The organism is Pseudomonas fluorescens (genome assembly GCF_018614775.1).
GTDB lineage: Bacteria > Pseudomonadota > Gammaproteobacteria > Pseudomonadales > Pseudomonadaceae > Aquipseudomonas > Aquipseudomonas fluorescens_BY.
In genome coordinates this window covers 20,665-39,275 of record NZ_JAGGOF010000088.1, presented here as the reverse complement: position 1 = coordinate 39,275, position 18,611 = coordinate 20,665, and the positions used below count along the sequence as shown (strand labels likewise).

Sequence of the window (18,611 nt, the reverse complement as noted above, 5' to 3'; positions counted from 1 at the left end):
CTTTGAGAGGTTGTCGGCGCAGTCAGGTTTTAGTTGAAGTTATTTTTTGCCGGTTGCTCATCACGCCAGCATCGGATAGGTAAAGAGGGCGAAGTGAAGCAGGTTGAGGCCAAAGTGCGTGGCGACCGCCGCGCCCAGGCCGCCGAAACGGTACGCAAGGCCATAACCGATCCCCGCCAGGCCCGACAGCAGCACCCAGTCCCAGCCTGCGCCCGCATGCACCAGGCCAAATAACAGCGAGGCCAGGAGCAGCGCCAGGTTGTCGCCATAGCCCAGGTGCTGGAAGCGCCGGCTCAGGCCTCCCTGAATGTAGCCACGAAACAGCGCTTCCTCCACCAGCGTCACCAATAGAAGGTTGTTGGCCACCCAGATCCACGCCTGGTCCGGCCACTTCGGTGCCCAGTGGATCATGCCCAGCAACATCGCCCCGCCCAACGCCAGTACTGCGCTCAAACCCAGGCCCAGCGCCGTGGCGTAGACAGACAAGCGAAACGAGCGCCGGCCGACGATCCACGGGCACGCCAACAGCAGCCAGAAGCCGATCAGGGGCTTGTCCTGGTTCAGGTACATCGCAAACCGCGCGGCATCGTCGGTCAGGCGTTGCGGTGCAATGGCCCGCCCGTTGAAAAAGCCCGGCATCCAGTGCAGCGCCAGGGCCAGGGCCATCACCAGGAACAGACTGTGTCCAAGAAACCGGCCAACCGGCATCGATTGCTGGCGAACGGCGTAGCCGGCAAACAGCAGTAATGCGACCGTGATCGCTGCGGTCCACGCCAGGTGTCCATAGGCCAGGGCCAGTGCATAGCCAATCGAGAGGAGGGCCAGGTACGGCCAGGGCAGTGCGGGCATATAACATCCTTTTAGACTGTGAGCCTTTGGGCGAAAAATGGCCGCCGCGTCTACGACGCCGCCATGCCGCGCAAAGAGCACAATTTGTATCCCTGCAGGTTCATGCTTAGGAGTGGGTAGATCGTTGGCTGACTCAGATCCTTGAGCGCCAGTGGGGGAGGGATTATAGACGGATCGATCGAAGAACGGCGATTGATCAGGTGATCAGTTCAGCTCCGCCAAGCGACAGACCTGTGGAAGCGGGCTTGCTCGCGAAGGCGATCAGTCGGTTGTTGAAGCATTGACTGACACACGGCTTTCGCGAGCAAGCTCGCTCCCACAGAGATTGCGCTTTAACCTGCAATCAGTTGGCGCAGGACATAGTGCAAGATCCCGCCGGCCTTGAAGTACTCCACTTCATTCAGCGTATCGATCCGGCACAGCACCTCGATCCGCTCCTGGCGGCCGTCTTCGCGGGTGATGACCAGTGGCAGGTTCATGCGCGGGGTCAGTTGGACGTCATTCAGCCCGAGAATGTCCAGGGTTTCCCTGCCCGTGAGGTTCAGGCTCTTGCGATTCTGATCGAGCTTGAATTGCAAGGGCAATACGCCCATGCCAACCAGGTTGGAGCGGTGGATACGCTCGAAGCTTTCGGCGATGACCGCCTTGACCCCCAGCAGGTTGGTGCCTTTGGCGGCCCAGTCCCGGCTCGAACCGGTGCCATATTCCTGGCCGGCAATCACCACCAGCGGCGTGCCCATGGCCTGATACAGCATGGCGGCGTCGTAGATGGGCATTCTTTCGCCGCTGGGGATGTAGATCGTATTGCCGCCTTCTTCGCCGTCGAGCATTTCGTTGCGGATGCGGATGTTGGCGAAGGTGCCGCGCATCATCACCTGGTGGTTACCGCGCCTTGAGCCATAGGAGTTGAAGTCTCGCGGCTCCACACCCTGCTCGCGCAAGTAGCGGCCGGCGGGGCTGTCGGTCTTGATGTTGCCGGCGGGGGAGATGTGGTCGGTGGTCACCGAGTCCCCCAGCAGGGCCAGGACCCGGGCGCCCTCGACGTTCCTGATCGCCGGCGGCGGCCCGCCAATGCCATCGAAGAACGGCGGATGCTGAATGTAGGTTGAGTCGGCCTGCCAGACGTAGGTCGCCGCTTGCGGCACTTCGATGGCCTGCCATTGCTCGTCACCGGCAAACACGGCGGCGTATTCCTTGTGGAACATGCTGGTGTTCACCTGGGCCACGGCTTCAGCCACCTCCGTGCTGCTGGGCCAGATGTCCCGCAGGTACACCGGGTTACCGTCCCGGTCGTTCCCCAGCGGCTCGCTGCTGATATCGATGCGCACGGTGCCGGCCAAGGCATAGGCGACCACCAGCGGCGGCGAGGCCAGCCAGTTGGTTTTCACCAGCGGATGCACCCGGCCTTCGAAGTTGCGGTTGCCCGACAGAACCGAGGCCACGGTCAGGTCGGCTTTCTGGATGGCTTTTTCGATCGGCTCCGGCAACGGTCCGGAGTTGCCGATACAGGTGGTGCAGCCATAGCCCACCAAGGCAAAGCCGAGTTGATCCAGGTACTTGGTCAGGCCGGCCGCGTTGTAATAATCGGTGACCACCTTGGAGCCGGGCGCCAGGGAACTCTTGACCCAAGGCTTGCGAGTCAGGCCTTTTTCCACGGCTTTTTTCGCCAGCAACCCGGCGGCCATCATCACACTGGGGTTGGAGGTATTGGTGCAGGAGGTGATGGCGGCGATCACCACGGCGCCGTTTTTCAGGCGATGGGTCTGGCCTTCGAATTCATACTCGGTTTCACCGACCTGATCGGCGTTGCCCACCGCGACACCGCCGCCGCCTTCGCTCTCCAGGCGGCCTTCTTCCTTGCTGGTGGGTTTGATCTGCAGGCCCAGGAAATCGCTGAAGGCCTGGCCGACGTTTGGCAACGAGACCCGGTCCTGGGGGCGTTTCGGCCCGGCGAGGCTGGCTTCGACGCTGCCCATGTCCAGTTCCAGGGTGTCGGTGAACACCGGCTCCTGGCCGGGCAGGCGCCAGAGGCCCTGGGCCTTGCAGTAGGCTTCCACCAGTTTTACGGTTTCAGCGGGGCGCCCGGACAGGCGCAGGTAGTCCAGGGTCACCTCGTCCACCGGAAAGAAGCCGCAGGTGGCGCCATATTCCGGGGCCATGTTGGCGATGGTGGCGCGGTCGGCCAGGGGCAGGGTGGCGAGGCCGTCGCCATAGAACTCGACGAATTTGCCCACGACACCTTTCTTGCGCAGCATCTGCGTGACCGTCAGCACCAGGTCGGTGGCGGTGATGCCTTCGCGCAACTTGCCGGTGAGTTTGAAACCGACGACTTCGGGGATCAGCATCGACACCGGCTGGCCCAGCATCGCAGCTTCGGCCTCGATCCCGCCGACGCCCCAGCCCAGCACGCCGAGGCCGTTGATCATGGTGGTATGGGAGTCGGTGCCCACCAGGGTATCGGGGAACGCGTAAGTGCGACCGTCCTCTTCCCGGGTCCACACGGTGCGCCCCAGGTATTCAAGGTTGACCTGATGGCAGATGCCGGTGCCCGGGGGCACCACGCTGAAGTTGTCGAAGGCGCTTTGGCCCCAGCGCAGGAAAGCGTAGCGTTCGCCATTGCGCTGCATTTCGATGTCGACGTTCTGTTCGAACGCCGTGCTGCTGGCGAATTTGTCGACCATTACCGAGTGGTCGATCACCAGGTCCACCGGCGATAGCGGGTTGATCCGCTGCGGATCGCCACCGGCCTTTTCCACGGCGGCGCGCATGGCGGCCAGGTCAACCACGGCGGGGACGCCGGTGAAGTCCTGCATCAATACCCGTGCCGGGCGGTACTGGATCTCGCGGTCGGAACGACGCTCCTTGAGCCAGCCGGCCAAGGCCTTGAGGTCGGCGCCGGTGACCGTTTTTTCATCTTCCCAGCGCAGCAGGTTTTCCAGCAGCACTTTCAGGGACATCGGCAGCTTGTCCAGGTCGCCCAGGCTGCGGGCGGCGTCCGGAAGGCTGAAATAGTGGTAGGTCCTGGCGTCGACTTGCAATGTTTTAAGGGTTTTCAGGCTATCGAGGGACGGCATTGAAATCACTCCTTTGCGTCCGCGCGGCGACGGACTGACGGGACGAACAGAGCCTTTAACCTAGCCCTGTTTTGAGCGGATGACTAATCACTGGACTCCGTGGGCAGGTTCGGGGTTCCGAAGTCCGCTATCATGCGGCGGTTTTCGTGACAGGCTTTGCTACGGAGTTTCAATGAACACGCTTTTCATGCATTGCCGGCCCGGCTTCGAAGGCGAGGTCTGTTCCGAGATCGCCGAACACGCGGCCCGACTCAACGTGGCCGGTTACGCCAAGGCCAAACCGGCCAGTGCTTGCGCCGAATTTGTCTGCACTGAAGAGGATGGCGCCGAGCGGTTGATGCGCGGCCAGCGTTTCGCCGAGCTGATTTTTCCGCGCCAATGGGCGCGCGGCACCTTCATTGACTTGCCGGAAACCGACCGTATCAGCGTGATTCTGGCGCATATGGCGCAGTTCCCGGTGTGCGGCAGCCTGTGGCTGGAGGTGGTGGACACCAACGATGGCAAGGAACTGTCGAATTTCTGCAAGAAGTTCGAAGGCCCGCTGCGCAAGGCGCTGACCGTTGCCGGCAAACTGGTGGACGATGCGCACAAGCCGCGCCTGTTGCTGACCTTCAAAAGCGGTCGTGAAGTGTTTCTGGGCTTGGCATCCGTCGATAACTCGGCGATGTGGCCGATGGGCATTCCGCGCCTGAAGTTCCCCCGTCAAGCGCCAAGCCGCTCCACCCTCAAGCTCGAAGAAGCCTGGCACCATTTCATCCCGCGCAACGAGTGGGACGAGCGCCTGCACAGCGACATGACCGGGGTGGACCTGGGCGCGGCGCCGGGCGGCTGGACCTGGCAACTGGTCAACCGTGGCATGCTGGTAACGGCCATCGACAATGGTCCGATGGCCGAAAGCCTGATGGACACCGGACTGGTCCAGCATCTGATGGCGGACGGCTTTACCTTCAAGCCCAAGCAGCCGGTGGACTGGATGGTCTGCGATATCGTGGAGAAACCGGCGCGTAACGCGGCGATGCTGGAGGAGTGGATCGGCGAGGGTCATTGCCGCGAAGCGGTGGTCAACCTCAAGTTGCCGATGAAACAGCGCTATGCCGAAGTCAAACGCCTGCTTGAGCGTATTGCCGACGGTTTCAAGGCCCGGGGCATCAAGGTCGAGATCGGCTGCAAGCAGCTGTATCACGACCGCGAAGAGGTGACCTGTCATTTGCGGCGGCTGGACACCAGGAAGCCCAAGTCTCGCTAGCGCTCTGAAGACAATGAATTCTCCCCCAGGGTGCTACGTTAAGCCAGGGGTGACCGCGCCCCGACATTGCGCGACAATGCCGGCCAGTTCCAGGAGTAGAACATGAGTGAAATGAACGACACGCCGGTCGACGGTACGCTGGACGCCACGGGCCTCAATTGCCCGGAACCGGTGATGATGCTGCACCAGCACATCCGCGACCTGGTGCCCGGCGGCCTGCTGAAGGTGATCGCCACCGACCCCTCGACGCGCCGCGACATTCCCAAGTTCTGCGTGTTTCTCGACCACGAGCTGGTGGGGCAGGAGGAGGTGGACGGCACCTACCGCTACTGGATCCGCAAGAAACTCGCTTAACCCATCGAACGGCTGATGCGGATCTGCTGGCGCGCACTGCGGGCCAGGCGGATCGACAGCATCAGCGCCGCGCAACTCAAGCCGACGATCAAGCCCTGCCACAACCCGCTCGGACCGCTGGCCGCGCCGAGCCAGTCGGTCAGGCCCAGGGCGTAGCCCACCGGCAGGCCGATGCCCCAGTAGGCGAACAGCGTCAGGATCATCGTCACCCGCGTGTCCTGATAGCCGCGCAATGCGCCTGCCGCCGTCACCTGGATCGCGTCGGAAAACTGAAACAGCGCCGCGTAGACAATGAGCATCGACGCGACCTCGATCACCACCGGGTCGGCGGTGTAGATCGCGGCGATGGGGCCACGCAGGGCAAACATCAGGCTCGCCGACAAGCACGCATAGGCCAGCGCAGTGCCCATGCCGACGCCGGCGGCGAAGCGCGCTTCACGAGGCTGGGCGCGTCCTAGCGCCTGGCCGACCCGCACGGTCACGGCCATGCCCAGGGAATAGGGGATCATGAACACCAGGGAGCTGAAGTTCAGGGCGATCTGGTGCCCGGCCACCACCGTGGCACCGAGGCTGCCGATCAACAGCGCAATCACCGCGAAAATACTCGACTCGGCAAACACGGCGATGCCGATCGGCAGGCCGATGCCCAGCAGCCGCTTGATGACCGCCCATTGTGGCCAGTCGAAGCGGCTGAACAAGTGGCTCGACTGATAAGCCGGCGCCCACCGGGCCCAGCCTGCCATGCCCAGGGCCATGACCCACATCACAATGGCCGTGGCCCAGCCGCAACCGACGCCGCCCATGGCAGGCACGCCCAGGTGCCCGTAGATGAAAATGTAATTGAGCGGAATGTTCAAGGCCAACCCGCACAACCCCAGCACCATCGCCGGTCGCGTGCGTCCCATGCCGTCGCTGAAGCAGCGCAGCACGTGATACAGCGCCACTGCCGGAAGGCCGGTGCCGATGCCCCGCAGGTATTCCATGCAAGGGCCGATCAGTTCGGGATCGACCTTCATGATGTGCAGGATCGGCTCGGCGCTGAACAGCGCCAGCGTGGCGATCAGCCCCACCACCAATGCCAGCCACAATGCCTGGCGCACCAGCGGGCCGATCTCATCGAACGTACCGGCGCCAAAGCGCTGCGCAACTTTCGGCGTGGTAGCCAGCAGCGTACCGGTCATCAACAGGAACACCGGCACCCAGATCGAGTTGCCCAGTGCCACCGCCGCCAGGTCCCGCGGTCCGACACGGCCGGCCATTACCGCATCGACGAAGCCCATGGCGGTGGTCGCCAGTTGCGCCACCATGATCGGCAAGGCGAGGGCCAGCAGCGTCTTGAGTTCCAGGCGAACCCGGGCCGGGCGGGTGAGGGCGATGGGTGTGTCGATCACAGGTTTCACAGGCAAAGCGTCCGAAAAAATTAAGCGCAAGGCGGCGGATTCTACGCCTTGACGCAACGGTCAGGAAAAAACCTGTGTTGGGGATTTGTAAACGATCCTTGAGGGAGCAACCCACAGGTTCACTCCCGGTAATGCACGGACACACCGGAACGCCTACACTGCCCAACCCGCCAAAGGAGCTCTGCCATGCTGATCGTTGCCGACGAAAACATTCCCCTGCTCGATGCGTTCTTTCAGGGTTTCGGCGAGATCCGCCGGGTGCCGGGGCGGGGCATTGACCGGGCGATGGTCGAGCAGGCCGACGTGTTGCTGGTGCGCTCGGTCAGCCAAGTCAATCGGGCGTTGCTGGAGGGCAGCAAGGTGCGCTTTGTCGGCACCTGCACCATCGGCACTGACCACCTCGACCTGGATTATTTCGCCGAAGCCAGTATCTGCTGGGCCAGTGCGCCGGGCTGCAACGCCCGCGGTGTGGTGGACTATGTGCTGGGCAGTCTCATGACCCTGGCTGAAATCGAAGGCGCCGACCTCTCGCAGCGGACCTTCGGCGTGGTCGGCGCGGGCCAGGTGGGCGGGCGGTTGATCGAGGTGCTCAAGGGGTTGGGCTGGACCGTGAAGGTTTGCGATCCGCCGCGTCAGGCCGCCGAGGGCGGCGAGTACGTGAGCCTGGAGCAGATCATTGAGCAGTGCGATGTCATCAGCCTGCACACACCGTTGACCCGCGATGGCGAGCATCCGACCTGGCACCTGTTCGACGAAGTGCGTTTGAACCAGCTCAAGCCCGGAACCTGGCTGATCAATGCGGCCCGCGGCCCGGTCATCGACAACGCGGCGCTGCGCGAGGTGTTGTTGGAGCGCGAAGACTTGCAGGCAGTGCTGGACGTCTGGGAGCAAGAACCGACCGTGGACATGGACCTGGCCGACCTGTGCGTGATCGCCACCCCGCACATTGCCGGTTACAGCCTCGATGGCCGGCAGCGCGGCACGGCGCAGATCTACCAGGCCCTGTGCGAATTTCTGCAACGGCCGGTTACGGTGAGCCTGGGCGACCTGCTGCCTCGGCCCTGGCTGGGCGGTATCACTCTGGACGCCGCCACCGATCCGGCCTGGGCTTTGGCGGCGCTGTGCCGTGGCGTGTACGACCCCCGACGCGATGACGCGGATTTTCGCCGCAGCCTGGTGGGGACGGTGAGCGAACAGCGCAGTGCGTTCGACGCCTTGCGCAAGCATTACCCGCCACGCCGGGAGATCGACGGTTTGAAGGTGCGTATCGAAGGGCAATCGCCGGTCCTGCAACAGCTTGTCACTGCGCTGGGCGCCACTGTCCTGTAGGCGCGCCGCAGGTTCCAGGTGGGTCGAAGGGGGCGTGGCAATGCTTTATTTTCCATGACATAAAAAACCCGACACCAGGGTCGGGTTCAGTGAAGACGGGCCGTATCACTGTTGTTCGGCAGGCTTGACCAGTCGTTTCTCCAGTTCGCTGCAGGCTTTCTGGATCATGTCTTCGGTGATCGGTACTTCGCGCCCTTGGGCATCGATGAACGAGCAGCCCAGGGACTGGTCCGGGTGCGTGCGGATTACTTGGATCTTGTCGTCGCTGCTGTGTTGCAAGGACATGGCCTGTCTCCTCATCAGGTTGTGTGCCTACTTTAGTGCCGCCAGGTGACCGCGCCATGACACTCCTTGTAGGTTCATGGCGGCGCCTTTACTCAACCAGAAACACAGTTGCGTTTCCAGCCAGGCTTTAGACCGATAACATCTAGCCCCTAGTCGTTGCGGTCATATTTAACCTGACTCATTCTGATTCCGCTTGGTTCCGTTGCGCTTCGGTGCTGCTTGCCAGACTTTTCCTGCTTCATTATCGGACGTTTCTGATGCTTTCTTCCCGACATCGCCGCGCCATACGCCTGGCCAGCAGCTTCATCGCCCCTTACCGCAAGCAGGTCGCCGGGGCTTTGCTCGCGTTGATCGTCACGGCGGGCATCACGCTGTCCATGGGGCAAGGCATCCGGTTGCTGGTGGACCAAGGCTTCATGACTCGCTCTGCGCATCTGCTCAACCAATCCATCGGCCTGTTCATGTTGCTGGTGCTGGGGTTGGCGATCGGTACGTTTGCGCGGTTCTATCTGGTGTCGTGGATCGGCGAGCGGGTAGTGGCCGATATCCGCCGGCAAGTCTTCAACCACCTGGTGTATCTGCACCCGGGTTTCTACGAAAACAACCGCAGTTCGGAAATCCAGTCGCGCCTGACCGCCGATACCACCTTGTTGCAGTCGGTGATCGGTTCGTCGCTGTCGTTGTTTTTGCGTAATGCCTTGATGGTGGTCGGCGGCATCGTGCTGCTGTTCATCACCAACCCTAAACTGACCAGCATCGTAGTGATTGCCCTGCCGCTGGTGTTGGCGCCGATCCTGATTTTCGGCCGCCGGGTGCGCAGCCTGTCGCGCGAGAGCCAGGACCGCGTTGCCGATGTGGGCAGTTATGTCTCCGAAACCCTCGGTCAGATCAAGACCGTGCAGGCCTACAATCATCAGGTCCAGGATGAGCAGCGCTTTGCCGTGACGGTAGAGCAGGCCTTCGACACCGCGCGCAAGCGCATCGCCCAGCGATCCTGGCTGATCACCCTGGTGATTGTGCTGGTCCTGGGGGCGGTGGGCGTGATGCTCTGGGTTGGCGGCATGGACGTGATCGCCGGGCGGATTTCCGGCGGTGAGCTGGCGGCGTTCGTCTTCTATAGCCTGATCGTCGGCAGTGCCTTTGGCACCCTGAGCGAAGTGATCGGCGAGCTGCAACGGGCCGCCGGCGCGGCGGAGCGCATTGCCGAGTTGCTGCGGTCAGAGAACCTCATCCAGCCGCCAAGTGCCGGCCTGATGACCTTGCCGGAACGGGTTCGGGGTGATCTGCGCCTCGAGGGTGTGCGCTTTTCCTATCCGTCCCGACCGGACAGCTACGCGGTCGATGGCCTCGACCTGACTGTCCAGGCCGGTGAGACCCTGGCCCTTGTCGGGCCGTCCGGGGCAGGCAAGTCGACGGTGTATGACCTGCTGCTGCGTTTCTACGACCCGGCGCAAGGGAGGATTCTCATCGACGAGATACCGCTGATCCAGCTCGATCCGCTGGACCTGCGTCGCCATTTCGCCCTGGTTTCGCAAAACCCGGCGCTGTTCTTCGGCACGGTTGAAGAGAACATCCGCTACGGCAACCCACAGGCGACTTCCGAGCAAGTACGCGAAGCTGCGCAGATCGCCCACGCCCACGACTTCATTGAAAAGATGCCCGATGGCTATCAAACCCATCTGGGCGACGGTGGCCTCGGGTTGTCTGGCGGCCAACGCCAGCGCCTGGCGATTGCCCGGGCGCTGCTGGTGGATGCACCGATCCTGTTACTGGACGAAGCCACCAGCGCCCTCGACGCGCAAAGCGAACACCTGATCCAGCAAGCCTTGCCCAGCCTGATGAAAAACCGTACCACCCTGGTCATCGCCCACCGCCTGGCCACGGTAAAGAACGCCGACCGGATCGCGGTGATGGACCAGGGCAAAGTCGTTGCCGTGGGCACCCATCAGGAACTGGTGGCGAGCAACGCGCTGTATGCGCGGTTGGCGGCGTTGCAGTTCAATGCGGGGCATGAGCCGGCAGTCGGCTAAAAGCCCTCTACACATTATTCGCTGAATTCCAATGTGGGAGCGAGCCTGCTCGCGATTGCGGTGGGTCAGTTTGCAGTGATGTTGGATGTGCCGACGCCATCGCGAGCAAGCCCGCTCCCACAAGGTCAGGTAACCGACCAAAAAATGCCCGCATCTTTCGATAAGGGCATTTTTTTGCATTCAGGCACAGCTTGCCGCTTGTAGCTCAGCGCTCGCCGCTGCGCCACTCACTGATCATCAAAATACCGCTCATGCCAGTCCACCAGCGGTTGTGGCGAGTTGAGTTTCTGGCCGTAGATGACCGAGTACGACAATACGTTCTGCACGTACTGGCGGGTTTCGTCAAAGGGAATGCTTTCGACCCAGACATCGAAGCTGAGGTGATCGGCACCGCGCAGCCATTGGCGGACGCGGCCGGGGCCGGCGTTGTAGGCCGCCGACGCCAGCACGCGGTTGCCGTTGAACTGGCTGTGGACCTGGCTCAGGTAGGCCGCGCCCAGCTGGATGTTCTTGTCCGGGTCCAGCACTTGCTGTGGCGAAGCCAGGGGAATGCTGAACTTGCGCGCGGTTTCCTTGGCGGTGCCGGGCATCAGTTGCATCAGGCCGGCGGCGCCGACGCCGGAGCGGGCGTCGTCCATGAAGGCGCTTTCCTGGCGGGTGATCGCGAATACCCAGCTCGAATGCAGCCCACGGACCTTGGCTTCGCGCACCAACGTGTCGCGGTGGGCCATTGGGAAGCGGATGTCCAGGTCGTCCCAGTACTTGGCCTGGCTGATGGTGCGGATGGCCGGGAAATACCACTTCAGGTCGTAGGCCAGTTTCGCCTGGGCAACCATTTCGTCCCGGTTGAAATGACGGCTGACGTGATACCACTCGCGGCGCCCGTCGACGATGTCACCCCGGGCGTGAAACTCCAGTGCCCGGCGCACGCCGGGCGTGTTGCGCACTTTGTTGATCAGCGCCTGGCTCATGACCAGTGGCTTGTTGATGAGGGAGTACGGTGACTGGGAGCGGTCGGCGGCCAGGAAGCCGTAGAAATCCCGTTCACGGGCCAGGTGCTTGTAAAGCGTCAGTGCCTCGGGGTTCTGCGGTTGCGCCAGTTCAAGGGTGCGGGCCTGCCAGTACCGCCAGCGGTTGGTGCTCGCCAGTGACTCGGGCAGACGGCGCGTCAGTTGGTAGGCGTCGTCCCAGCGGGCCAGACGCAGCAGCAGGCGCAGGCGCCACTCCGAAACAGTGTCGTCCCGCAGTTCCGGATCATATTGGGTCATCAGGTCCAAGGCGCGACTGTCGAAGCGCTTGGCCAGGGTCAGGCCGATTTCCCGAGCGATCGCGACTTTTTCATCTCGGGAAAAACGCATGGTGCTGGCGTAGCCGTCCAGCAAGGCCATGGCTTTATCCGGGTCCTGGCGGGCCAGGCGACGCAGGCCGAGGCTGACGATATCCGACATCGACTCATCGGCCGGCGTAAAGCGTGATGGTTGATTGAGCAGCTCGGGTTTCTGCGCCACCTCCACCAGCAGCTTGCCCCGAGGGGCAAGGGTGGTCAGACCGTTGACCAGGCTGTTGGCCAAGGGGTAATTGCGCGCCTGGGCGGCGAGTTTGGCGCGCTCCCAGCGCTTCTGTTCGGTCAACTGGCCCTGGGCTGCCCACAGGCCGAACAAGGCGTCGCAGGCGTCTGGCTGGGACTTGCCGGTGAGCCAGAGCTTTTCGGTGTTGGCGTAGCCTTCGGCCTTCAATCCGTGGGTGAGCTGGTACTGCGCATTGAGGCAGTCCAGTTCGGTGAAATTGAGTTTGGGGTCGTAGTACTTGACGAAGGTATCCCAATCGCCGCGCTCGGACAGCCAGCGCAGCCAACGCAATTTCATCCAGTTGGCCTGGGGCAGGTCGCCGTGCTCGGCGAGGAATTTTTCGATTTCGGCGTTGCTGGCGCTCTTCAGGCGAGCGGTCAGTTCGTCATAGGCCAGGTACGGTTCCAGCGGATAGTCGCTCAAGGCCTGGCTGTAGCGGAAATAGGGACCGGAATCACCCTTGGCCAGGGCGCGCTTGGCCTCATCGTAATATTGGCGCTGGGTGGAAATATCCACGGCCTGGGCGGATTGAACGGCAGTGGCACACACAAAAAGACACGATAAAACACTGAAAAGGCGACTGCGCATGAGACATCCGGGCAGAAAAAACATGACAAGCCCGGGGGTGAGCCCGGGGTAACTGCCTGTAGCTTAGCCTTTTGCCAGCAACCGGCGAAAGCTTTGCGGGGCCGTTGGTACAAGTTCGCAACATTTGTAGTGCATAACCGGTAAAGAGCACCTTGGCGATGAAATTCGCGGCCCTTGCAGGGCACATCTCAGGTAGAATGCGCGCCCGGTTTTTGGAGAAGCTCATGACCCTGCTCAAATTCAGCGATGTGTCCCTTGCTTTCGGCGCTATGCCGTTGTTGGACAAGGTGTCCTGGCAGATCGCCCGTGGTGAGCGGGTGTGCATCATCGGCCGCAACGGCACTGGCAAGTCCAGCATGATGAAGCTGGTCAAGGGCGATCAGAAGCCCGATGAAGGCTCGGTCTGGCGCGCGCCAGGCCTGAAAATCGGCGAATTGCCCCAGGAACTGCCGGTGGCCGACGAGCGGACCGTGTTCGACGTGGTTGCCGAAGGCCTCGACGGTGTCGGCGCGCTGCTGGCCGAGTATCACCACTTGAGCCAGAACATCGTCACCGACGCGGACCTGGATAAGTTGATGCATGTCCAGCAAGACCTCGAGGCCCGTGACGGTTGGCGCTTGCAGCAACTGGTCGACAGCACCCTGAGCCGCCTGCAACTGCCGGCCGACAAGACCCTCGCCGAATTGTCCGGCGGCTGGCGTCGGCGCGTCCTGCTGGCCCAGGCCCTGGTGTCCGAGCCGGACCTGCTGCTGCTCGACGAGCCGACCAACCACTTGGACATCGGCGCGATCGCCTGGCTTGAAGAAGCCCTGAAGGATTTCCAGGGCGCAGTGCTGTTCATCACGCACGACCGTTCTTTCCTGCAAAACCTGGCGACCCGCATCCTTGAACTGGACCGTGGCGGCCTGATCGACTGGAACGGCGACTACGCCAGTTTCCTGGTGCACAAGGAAGCGGCGCTGGCGGCCGAAGAAACCGCCAACGCACTGTTCGACAAGCGCCTGGCCCAGGAAGAAGTCTGGATCCGCCAGGGCATCAAGGCTCGTCGTACCCGTAACGAAGGCCGCGTGCGCGCCCTCAAGGCGCTGCGCGTCGAGCGCAGCGAGCGCCGTGAACGCACGGGCAAGGCCAACATCCAGCTGGAAACGGCCGACAAATCCGGCAAGCAGGTGATGGTGCTGGAAAACGTCAGTTTCGCCCATCCAGGCGGACCGTTCCTGGTCAAGGACTTCTCCATGGTCCTGCAGCGTGGCGATCGCATCGGCCTGCTGGGCGCCAACGGCACCGGCAAGACCACTCTGCTCAAGCTGATGCTGGGTGGCTTGGTGCCGAGCAGCGGCAAGGTGGAAGAGGGCACGAAGATCGACGTGGCTTACTTCGACCAGTTGCGTCACCAGTTGGACCTGGAAAAAACCGTGATCGACAACGTGGCCGAGGGTCGCGACTTCATCGATATCGATGGTCAGAGCCGCCACGTGCTGAGCTACCTCGGCGATTTCCTGTTCAGCCCCCAGCGTGCGCGCACGCCGGTCAAGGCGCTGTCGGGCGGTGAGCGTGCCCGTTTGTTGCTGGCCAAGCTGTTCAGCAAGCCGGCGAACCTGCTGGTGCTCGACGAACCGACCAACGACTTGGACGTGGAAACCCTCGAACTGCTGGAAGAGGTGCTGCTGACCTTCAATGGCACCGTGCTGATGGTCAGTCACGACCGGGCATTCCTCGACAACGTGGTCACCAGCACCCTGGTGTTCGAAGGCGAAGGCCTGGTTCGCGAATACGTCGGTGGTTATCAGGACTGGCTGCGCCAGGGCGGCTCGCCGCGTCTGTTGGGCGTGACCGAGAGCAAGTCCGGCAAGGCCGACCTGAACTCGGCCGTGGTCAAGGCCGAGCCTGCCCTGGTGGCTCCGGCCCCGGCGAAGAAAAAACTCAGCTACAAGCTGCAGCGTGAGCTGGAAGCCCTGCCGGGTGATATCGACGCGAAGGAAAAGCAGATCGCCGCGGTAGAGGCCGAGATGGCTGACGCCGGTTTCTACCAGCGGCCCGCCGCCGAAACCGCCAAGGTGATCGCGCAGCTGGAGCAGTTGCAGGCCGAGCTGGATGCACTGGTCGAGCGTTGGGCTGAGCTGGACGCTTGACTCGAAATGCGTCCCCCTGTTGGAGCGAGCCTGCTCGCGATAGCGGTTATCAGCTTACAGAAATGTTGACTGTGCCGACGCCATCGCGAGCAGGCTCGCTCCCACAGAGTTCAGGTGTTATGTACGCTTGACCAGGTGCACCGCCAGCACATCGCAGGGTGCGCCATGCAGCACGTCGTTGGCGGTGGAGCCCAACAGCAGCGCCAGGCCATGGCGACCATGGCTGCCGACGACGATCAGGTCGCAACCCTGTTCCTTGGCCAGGTGATGGATCTCCTGGCGCGGCTGGCCATAGGTCAGGTGACTGGATTCCTTCTTCAGTGCCGGGTATTTCACGATCAGGCGGTCGAGGCGCTCCTTGGCCTGATCGAATTGCTGTTGCTGCAACTGGGACAGGTCCATGGGTACGTCACCGCCGAAGGCCATGGCCATTGGCTCGACGATGTGCACCAGCGACAGTTTGGTCTCCCGGCCTTCGCAAAGGGCGAGGGCGCGCTTGACGACGGGATCGCATTCTTCAGTGAGGTCAACGGCGACCAGAACGTGTTCGTAGTACATGGAAAGCACTCCAGAGAATTGCGATACGGTAAGTATGGCTGGTTTCAAGCGCATTGACGGCGACGCGGGTCAATGGCTCCTCAAAATTCGGGAGTACGAATATGACGGTCTGGATCGTGGTGTCAATCCTGTTGGTGGTGTTGAGTCCCCTGGCATGGTTACGCCCTTCCCGTGTTCAGAGCGGTCGGATGGCCTTGCGCATGGAGGCGCGGCGCCTTGGCCTGGCCATGCAGTTGGTGCCGCAGGAGTGGCCCCACTGGCTCGGTCAGCAGCCGCCAAGCCCTTGTGCCCAATACCATCGGCCGCGCCGCGGTAAGCAGCCGGACATTTGGTGCTATTGGCAAACCGCCCCAGGCGTATGGGCGAATCAATGGCGGGAGATCTGCCAGGACGAGGCGCTGCTCGATCATTTCGAAAAATTGCCGGCTAACGTCTACAAGGTCGAAGCCGATCGGCAGATGATCGCCTTGTATTGGGGCGAGAAAGGCGAAGCCAGTGTCTTGCAGGACATTTCCAGCGTGCTCAAGGCCCTGGCCTGAGGCGTAAAAAAGCCCGACAGTCTCATCGGGCGGGTTGGCCAGGCAGGCCGGTAACCACATTATCTGCGGGCGTTCGTTCGTAACGGCCCTTGCTCCCACACTTCCTGCGTGTCCGACAGCATAGCCGGCTGCATCCGCTTTGCCCGGAATTAGGGCGACTTTTCTAATAATTGATCCTATGAATGGCTGCTCATGCGGCGGGGTGTTGCGAGTCCGTAGGGTACGGAAATGACCGTAAAGTCGTGTTCGTGCACTCTGTTTAGGGCGATTGACAATTGTCGGAAATTCCGTGAAGGTGACGTACCCAAATCAAACGGGCGTATGAATTGAGCGTTTGTATTTTCAGAACGTTCCTACAGAACCCCGACTATCGCGTTGACGGGTGTGCCTGGCGGATTGGCGTAGCATCGACGGTAACGTCAATGCCGAACCGGTGGTCAGCGTTCAACGTGTACTGTTCAGCTTCCATATCGTGGAGATCAGTTGATGATTTACGAAGGTAAAGCCATCACGGTTACGGCTCTTGAAAGTGGCATCGTCGAACTGAAGTTCGATCTCAAGGGTGAGTCCGTCAACAAGTTCAACCGTCTAACCCTGAATGAATTGCGTCAGGCCGTAGACACTATCAAGGCAGATGCTTCGATCAAGGGTGTGATCGTCAGCAGCGGCAAGGACGTGTTTATCGTCGGTGCCGACATCACCGAATTCGTCGACAATTTCAAGCTGTCCGATGCCGAACTGATCGCTGGCAACCTCGAAGCCAACCGTATTTTCAGCGACTTCGAAGACCTCAACGTACCGACCGTTGCGGCCATCAATGGCATTGCCCTGGGTGGCGGCCTGGAAATGTGCCTGGCAGCGGATTACCGCGTCATGTCCAGCGCAGCCAAGATCGGCCTGCCGGAAGTCAAGCTTGGCATCTACCCGGGTTTTGGCGGTACCGTGCGCCTGCCGCGCCTGATCGGTGCCGACAACGCCATCGAGTGGATTGCCGCCGGCAAGGAAAACCGCGCTGAAGATGCGCTGAAAGTCGGCGCCGTGGATGCCGTGGTCGAGCCAGGCAAGCTTCAGGCTGCGGCCCTTGAAACGATCAAGCGCGCCATCAGCGGCGAGTTCGATTACAAGGCCAAGCGTCAGCCGAAGCTGGAAAAGCTCAAGCTCAACGCCATCGAACAGATGATGGCCTTCGAAACCGCCAAGGGTTTCGTGGCCGGCCAGGCTGGCCCGAACTACCCGGCGCCGGTCGAAGCGATCAAGACCATCCAGAAAGCCGCGAACTTTGGTCGCGACAAGGCCCTGGAAGTCGAAGCCGCTGGCTTCGTCAAACTGGCCAAGACCTCGGCCGCACAAAGCCTGATCGGTCTGTTCCTCAATGACCAGGAGCTGAAGAAAAAGGCCAAGGCCTACGACGAAATCGCCCGTGACGTGAAGCAGGCCGCCGTACTTGGCGCTGGCATCATGGGCGGCGGTATCGCCTATCAGTCGGCGTCCAAGGGCACGCCGATCCTGATGAAGGACATCAACGAGCACGGGATCGAACAGGGCCTGGCCGAAGCCGCCAAGCTGCTGGTGGGGCGCGTCGACAAAGGTCGCATGACTGCCGCGAAGATGGCCGAAGTGCTCAATGGCATTCGTCCGACCCTGTCCTACGGCGATTTCGGCCACGTCGACCTGGTGGTCGAAGCGGTTGTCGAGAACCCTAAGGTCAAGCAAGCGGTGCTGGCTGAAGTCGAAGACCAGGTCAAAGAGGACACCATCCTCGCGTCGAACACCTCGACCATTTCCATTTCGCTGCTGGCCAAGGCCCTCAAGCGTCCGGAAAACTTCGTCGGCATGCACTTCTTCAACCCAGTGCACATGATGCCGCTGGTGGAAGTGATCCGTGGCGAGAAGTCCAGCGAACTGGCCGTAGCCACTACCGTTGCCTACGCCAAGAAAATGGGCAAGAACCCGATCGTCGTCAATGACTGCCCGGGCTTCTTGGTCAACCGCGTGCTGTTCCCGTACTTCGGCGGTTTCGCCAAGCTGGTCAGCGCGGGCGTGGACTTCGTGCGCATCGACAAGATCATGGAAAAATTCGGCTGGCCGATGGGCCCGGCGTACCTGATGGACGTGGTCGGCATCGACACCGGCCACCACGGTCGCGACGTCATGGCCGAGGGCTTCCCGGACCGCATGAAAGATGACCGCCGCTCGGCCGTCGACGTGCTCTACGAAGCCAAGCGCCTGGGCCAGAAGAACGGCAAGGGCTTCTACGCCTACGAGACCGACAAGCGCGGCAAGCAGAAGAAAGTCGCTGATTCGTCGGTGCTGGAAGTGCTCAAGCCGATCGTCTACGAACAACGCGACGTCACCGACGAGGACATCATCAACTGGATGATGATCCCGCTGTGCCTGGAGACCGTGCGTTGCCTGGAAGACGGCATTGTCGAAACCGCCGCCGAAGCCGACATGGGTCTGGTCTACGGCATCGGTTTCCCTCCATTCCGTGGCGGCGCGCTGCGCTACATCGATTCGATCGGTGTGGCCGAGTTCGTTGCCCTGGCTGACCAGTACGCCGATCTGGGCGCGCTGTACCACCCGACCGCGAAGCTGCGCGAAATGGCCAAGAACGGCCAGAGCTTCTTCGGTTAAGCGCCCAACGACTAGAGCGAGAGAA

The 18,611-nt window shown here is 61.9% G+C and carries 13 protein-coding genes; 7 read left to right on the top strand and 6 right to left on the bottom strand.

The window, feature by feature from the left end:
* Positions 1-60 precede the first annotated feature (60 nt).
* Together J7E36_RS20610 and acnA are read right to left on the bottom strand one after the other, a co-directional pair.
* The gene (locus J7E36_RS20610; protein ID WP_215007078.1) at positions 61-849 is read right to left on the bottom strand and encodes a CPBP family intramembrane glutamic endopeptidase; all 789 of its coding nucleotides are present in this window, start codon (positions 847-849) and stop codon (positions 61-63) included.
* Positions 850-1,181: 332 nt separating this feature from the next.
* Positions 1,182-3,923 (bottom strand): aconitate hydratase AcnA, encoded by a 2,742-nt coding sequence (acnA, locus tag J7E36_RS20605; protein WP_215007075.1) that lies wholly within the window; start codon positions 3,921-3,923, stop codon positions 1,182-1,184.
* Positions 3,924-4,095: 172 nt separating this feature from the next.
* On the opposite strand from acnA, the gene rlmM reads away from it, so the two are divergent.
* Positions 4,096-5,169 (top strand): 23S rRNA (cytidine(2498)-2'-O)-methyltransferase RlmM, encoded by a 1,074-nt coding sequence (gene rlmM, locus J7E36_RS20600; RefSeq protein WP_215007072.1) that lies wholly within the window; start codon positions 4,096-4,098, stop codon positions 5,167-5,169.
* A gap of 102 nt (positions 5,170-5,271) precedes the next feature.
* On the top strand, positions 5,272-5,523 hold the full coding sequence (gene tusA, locus J7E36_RS20595) for a sulfurtransferase TusA (RefSeq protein ID WP_215007069.1): 252 nt from the start codon (positions 5,272-5,274) through the stop codon (positions 5,521-5,523).
* Here tusA and J7E36_RS20590 read toward each other — a convergent pair.
* Entirely contained in the window at positions 5,520-6,923 is a 1,404-nt protein-coding gene (locus J7E36_RS20590; protein ID WP_331275385.1) for an MATE family efflux transporter, read from the bottom strand. The genes tusA and J7E36_RS20590 overlap by 4 nt on opposite strands.
* Before the next feature lie 186 nt (positions 6,924-7,109).
* Here J7E36_RS20590 and pdxB point away from each other — a divergent pair, with 186 nt between their 5' ends.
* Positions 7,110-8,252 carry a 4-phosphoerythronate dehydrogenase PdxB gene (gene pdxB, locus J7E36_RS20585; protein WP_215007066.1) on the top strand — a complete coding sequence of 381 codons (1,143 nt, stop codon included), beginning with the start codon at positions 7,110-7,112 and terminating at the stop codon, positions 8,250-8,252.
* Between the two features lie 105 nt (positions 8,253-8,357).
* Here the strand turns inward: pdxB and J7E36_RS20580 are convergent, their stop codons facing one another.
* Entirely contained in the window at positions 8,358-8,537 is a 180-nt protein-coding gene (locus J7E36_RS20580) for a PA1571 family protein (RefSeq protein WP_215007062.1), read from the bottom strand.
* 257 nt (positions 8,538-8,794) lie between these two features.
* On the opposite strand from J7E36_RS20580, the gene J7E36_RS20575 reads away from it, so the two are divergent.
* Positions 8,795-10,567 (top strand): ABC transporter transmembrane domain-containing protein, encoded by a 1,773-nt coding sequence (locus J7E36_RS20575; RefSeq protein WP_215007060.1) that lies wholly within the window; start codon positions 8,795-8,797, stop codon positions 10,565-10,567.
* A gap of 227 nt (positions 10,568-10,794) precedes the next feature.
* Here the strand turns inward: J7E36_RS20575 and J7E36_RS20570 are convergent, their stop codons facing one another.
* Complete coding sequence (locus J7E36_RS20570) at positions 10,795-12,723, bottom strand: transglycosylase SLT domain-containing protein (protein ID WP_215007057.1); 1,929 nt, start codon at positions 12,721-12,723, stop codon at positions 10,795-10,797.
* 224 nt (positions 12,724-12,947) lie between these two features.
* Between J7E36_RS20570 and J7E36_RS20565 the strand changes: the two genes are divergently transcribed.
* Positions 12,948-14,855: an ATP-binding cassette domain-containing protein gene (locus tag J7E36_RS20565; RefSeq protein WP_215007054.1), complete on the top strand. Its 1,908-nt coding sequence runs from the start codon at positions 12,948-12,950 to the stop codon at positions 14,853-14,855.
* A gap of 117 nt (positions 14,856-14,972) precedes the next feature.
* Here J7E36_RS20565 and J7E36_RS20560 read toward each other — a convergent pair whose 3' ends face one another.
* Complete coding sequence (locus J7E36_RS20560; protein ID WP_215007051.1) at positions 14,973-15,413, bottom strand: universal stress protein; 441 nt, start codon at positions 15,411-15,413, stop codon at positions 14,973-14,975.
* 101 nt (positions 15,414-15,514) lie between these two features.
* Between J7E36_RS20560 and J7E36_RS20555 the strand changes: the two genes are divergently transcribed.
* Positions 15,515-15,952: a hypothetical protein gene (locus tag J7E36_RS20555; RefSeq protein ID WP_215007048.1), complete on the top strand. Its 438-nt coding sequence runs from the start codon at positions 15,515-15,517 to the stop codon at positions 15,950-15,952.
* 486 nt (positions 15,953-16,438) lie between these two features.
* Entirely contained in the window at positions 16,439-18,586 is a 2,148-nt protein-coding gene (gene fadB, locus J7E36_RS20550; RefSeq protein WP_215007045.1) for a fatty acid oxidation complex subunit alpha FadB, read from the top strand.
* Positions 18,587-18,611: the final 25 nt, after the last annotated feature.

What these genes read in the sequence shown, in the direction of transcription:
- J7E36_RS20610 (WP_215007078.1), bottom strand. Translation starts at nt 849, where the DNA reads ATGCCCGCACTGCCCTGGCCGTACCTGGCCCTCCTCTCGATTGGCTAT.
- acnA (WP_215007075.1), bottom strand. Translation starts at nt 3,923, where the DNA reads ATGCCGTCCCTCGATAGCCTGAAAACCCTTAAAACATTGCAAGTCGAC.
- rlmM (WP_215007072.1), top strand. Translation starts at nt 4,096, where the DNA reads ATGAACACGCTTTTCATGCATTGCCGGCCCGGCTTCGAAGGCGAGGTC.
- tusA (WP_215007069.1), top strand. Translation starts at nt 5,272, where the DNA reads ATGAGTGAAATGAACGACACGCCGGTCGACGGTACGCTGGACGCCACG.
- pdxB (WP_215007066.1), top strand. Translation starts at nt 7,110, where the DNA reads ATGCTGATCGTTGCCGACGAAAACATTCCCCTGCTCGATGCGTTCTTT.
- J7E36_RS20580 (WP_215007062.1), bottom strand. Translation starts at nt 8,537, where the DNA reads ATGTCCTTGCAACACAGCAGCGACGACAAGATCCAAGTAATCCGCACG.
- J7E36_RS20575 (WP_215007060.1), top strand. Translation starts at nt 8,795, where the DNA reads ATGCTTTCTTCCCGACATCGCCGCGCCATACGCCTGGCCAGCAGCTTC.
- J7E36_RS20570 (WP_215007057.1), bottom strand. Translation starts at nt 12,723, where the DNA reads ATGCGCAGTCGCCTTTTCAGTGTTTTATCGTGTCTTTTTGTGTGTGCC.
- J7E36_RS20565 (WP_215007054.1), top strand. Translation starts at nt 12,948, where the DNA reads ATGACCCTGCTCAAATTCAGCGATGTGTCCCTTGCTTTCGGCGCTATG.
- J7E36_RS20560 (WP_215007051.1), bottom strand. Translation starts at nt 15,413, where the DNA reads ATGTACTACGAACACGTTCTGGTCGCCGTTGACCTCACTGAAGAATGC.
- J7E36_RS20555 (WP_215007048.1), top strand. Translation starts at nt 15,515, where the DNA reads ATGACGGTCTGGATCGTGGTGTCAATCCTGTTGGTGGTGTTGAGTCCC.
- fadB (WP_215007045.1), top strand. Translation starts at nt 16,439, where the DNA reads ATGATTTACGAAGGTAAAGCCATCACGGTTACGGCTCTTGAAAGTGGC.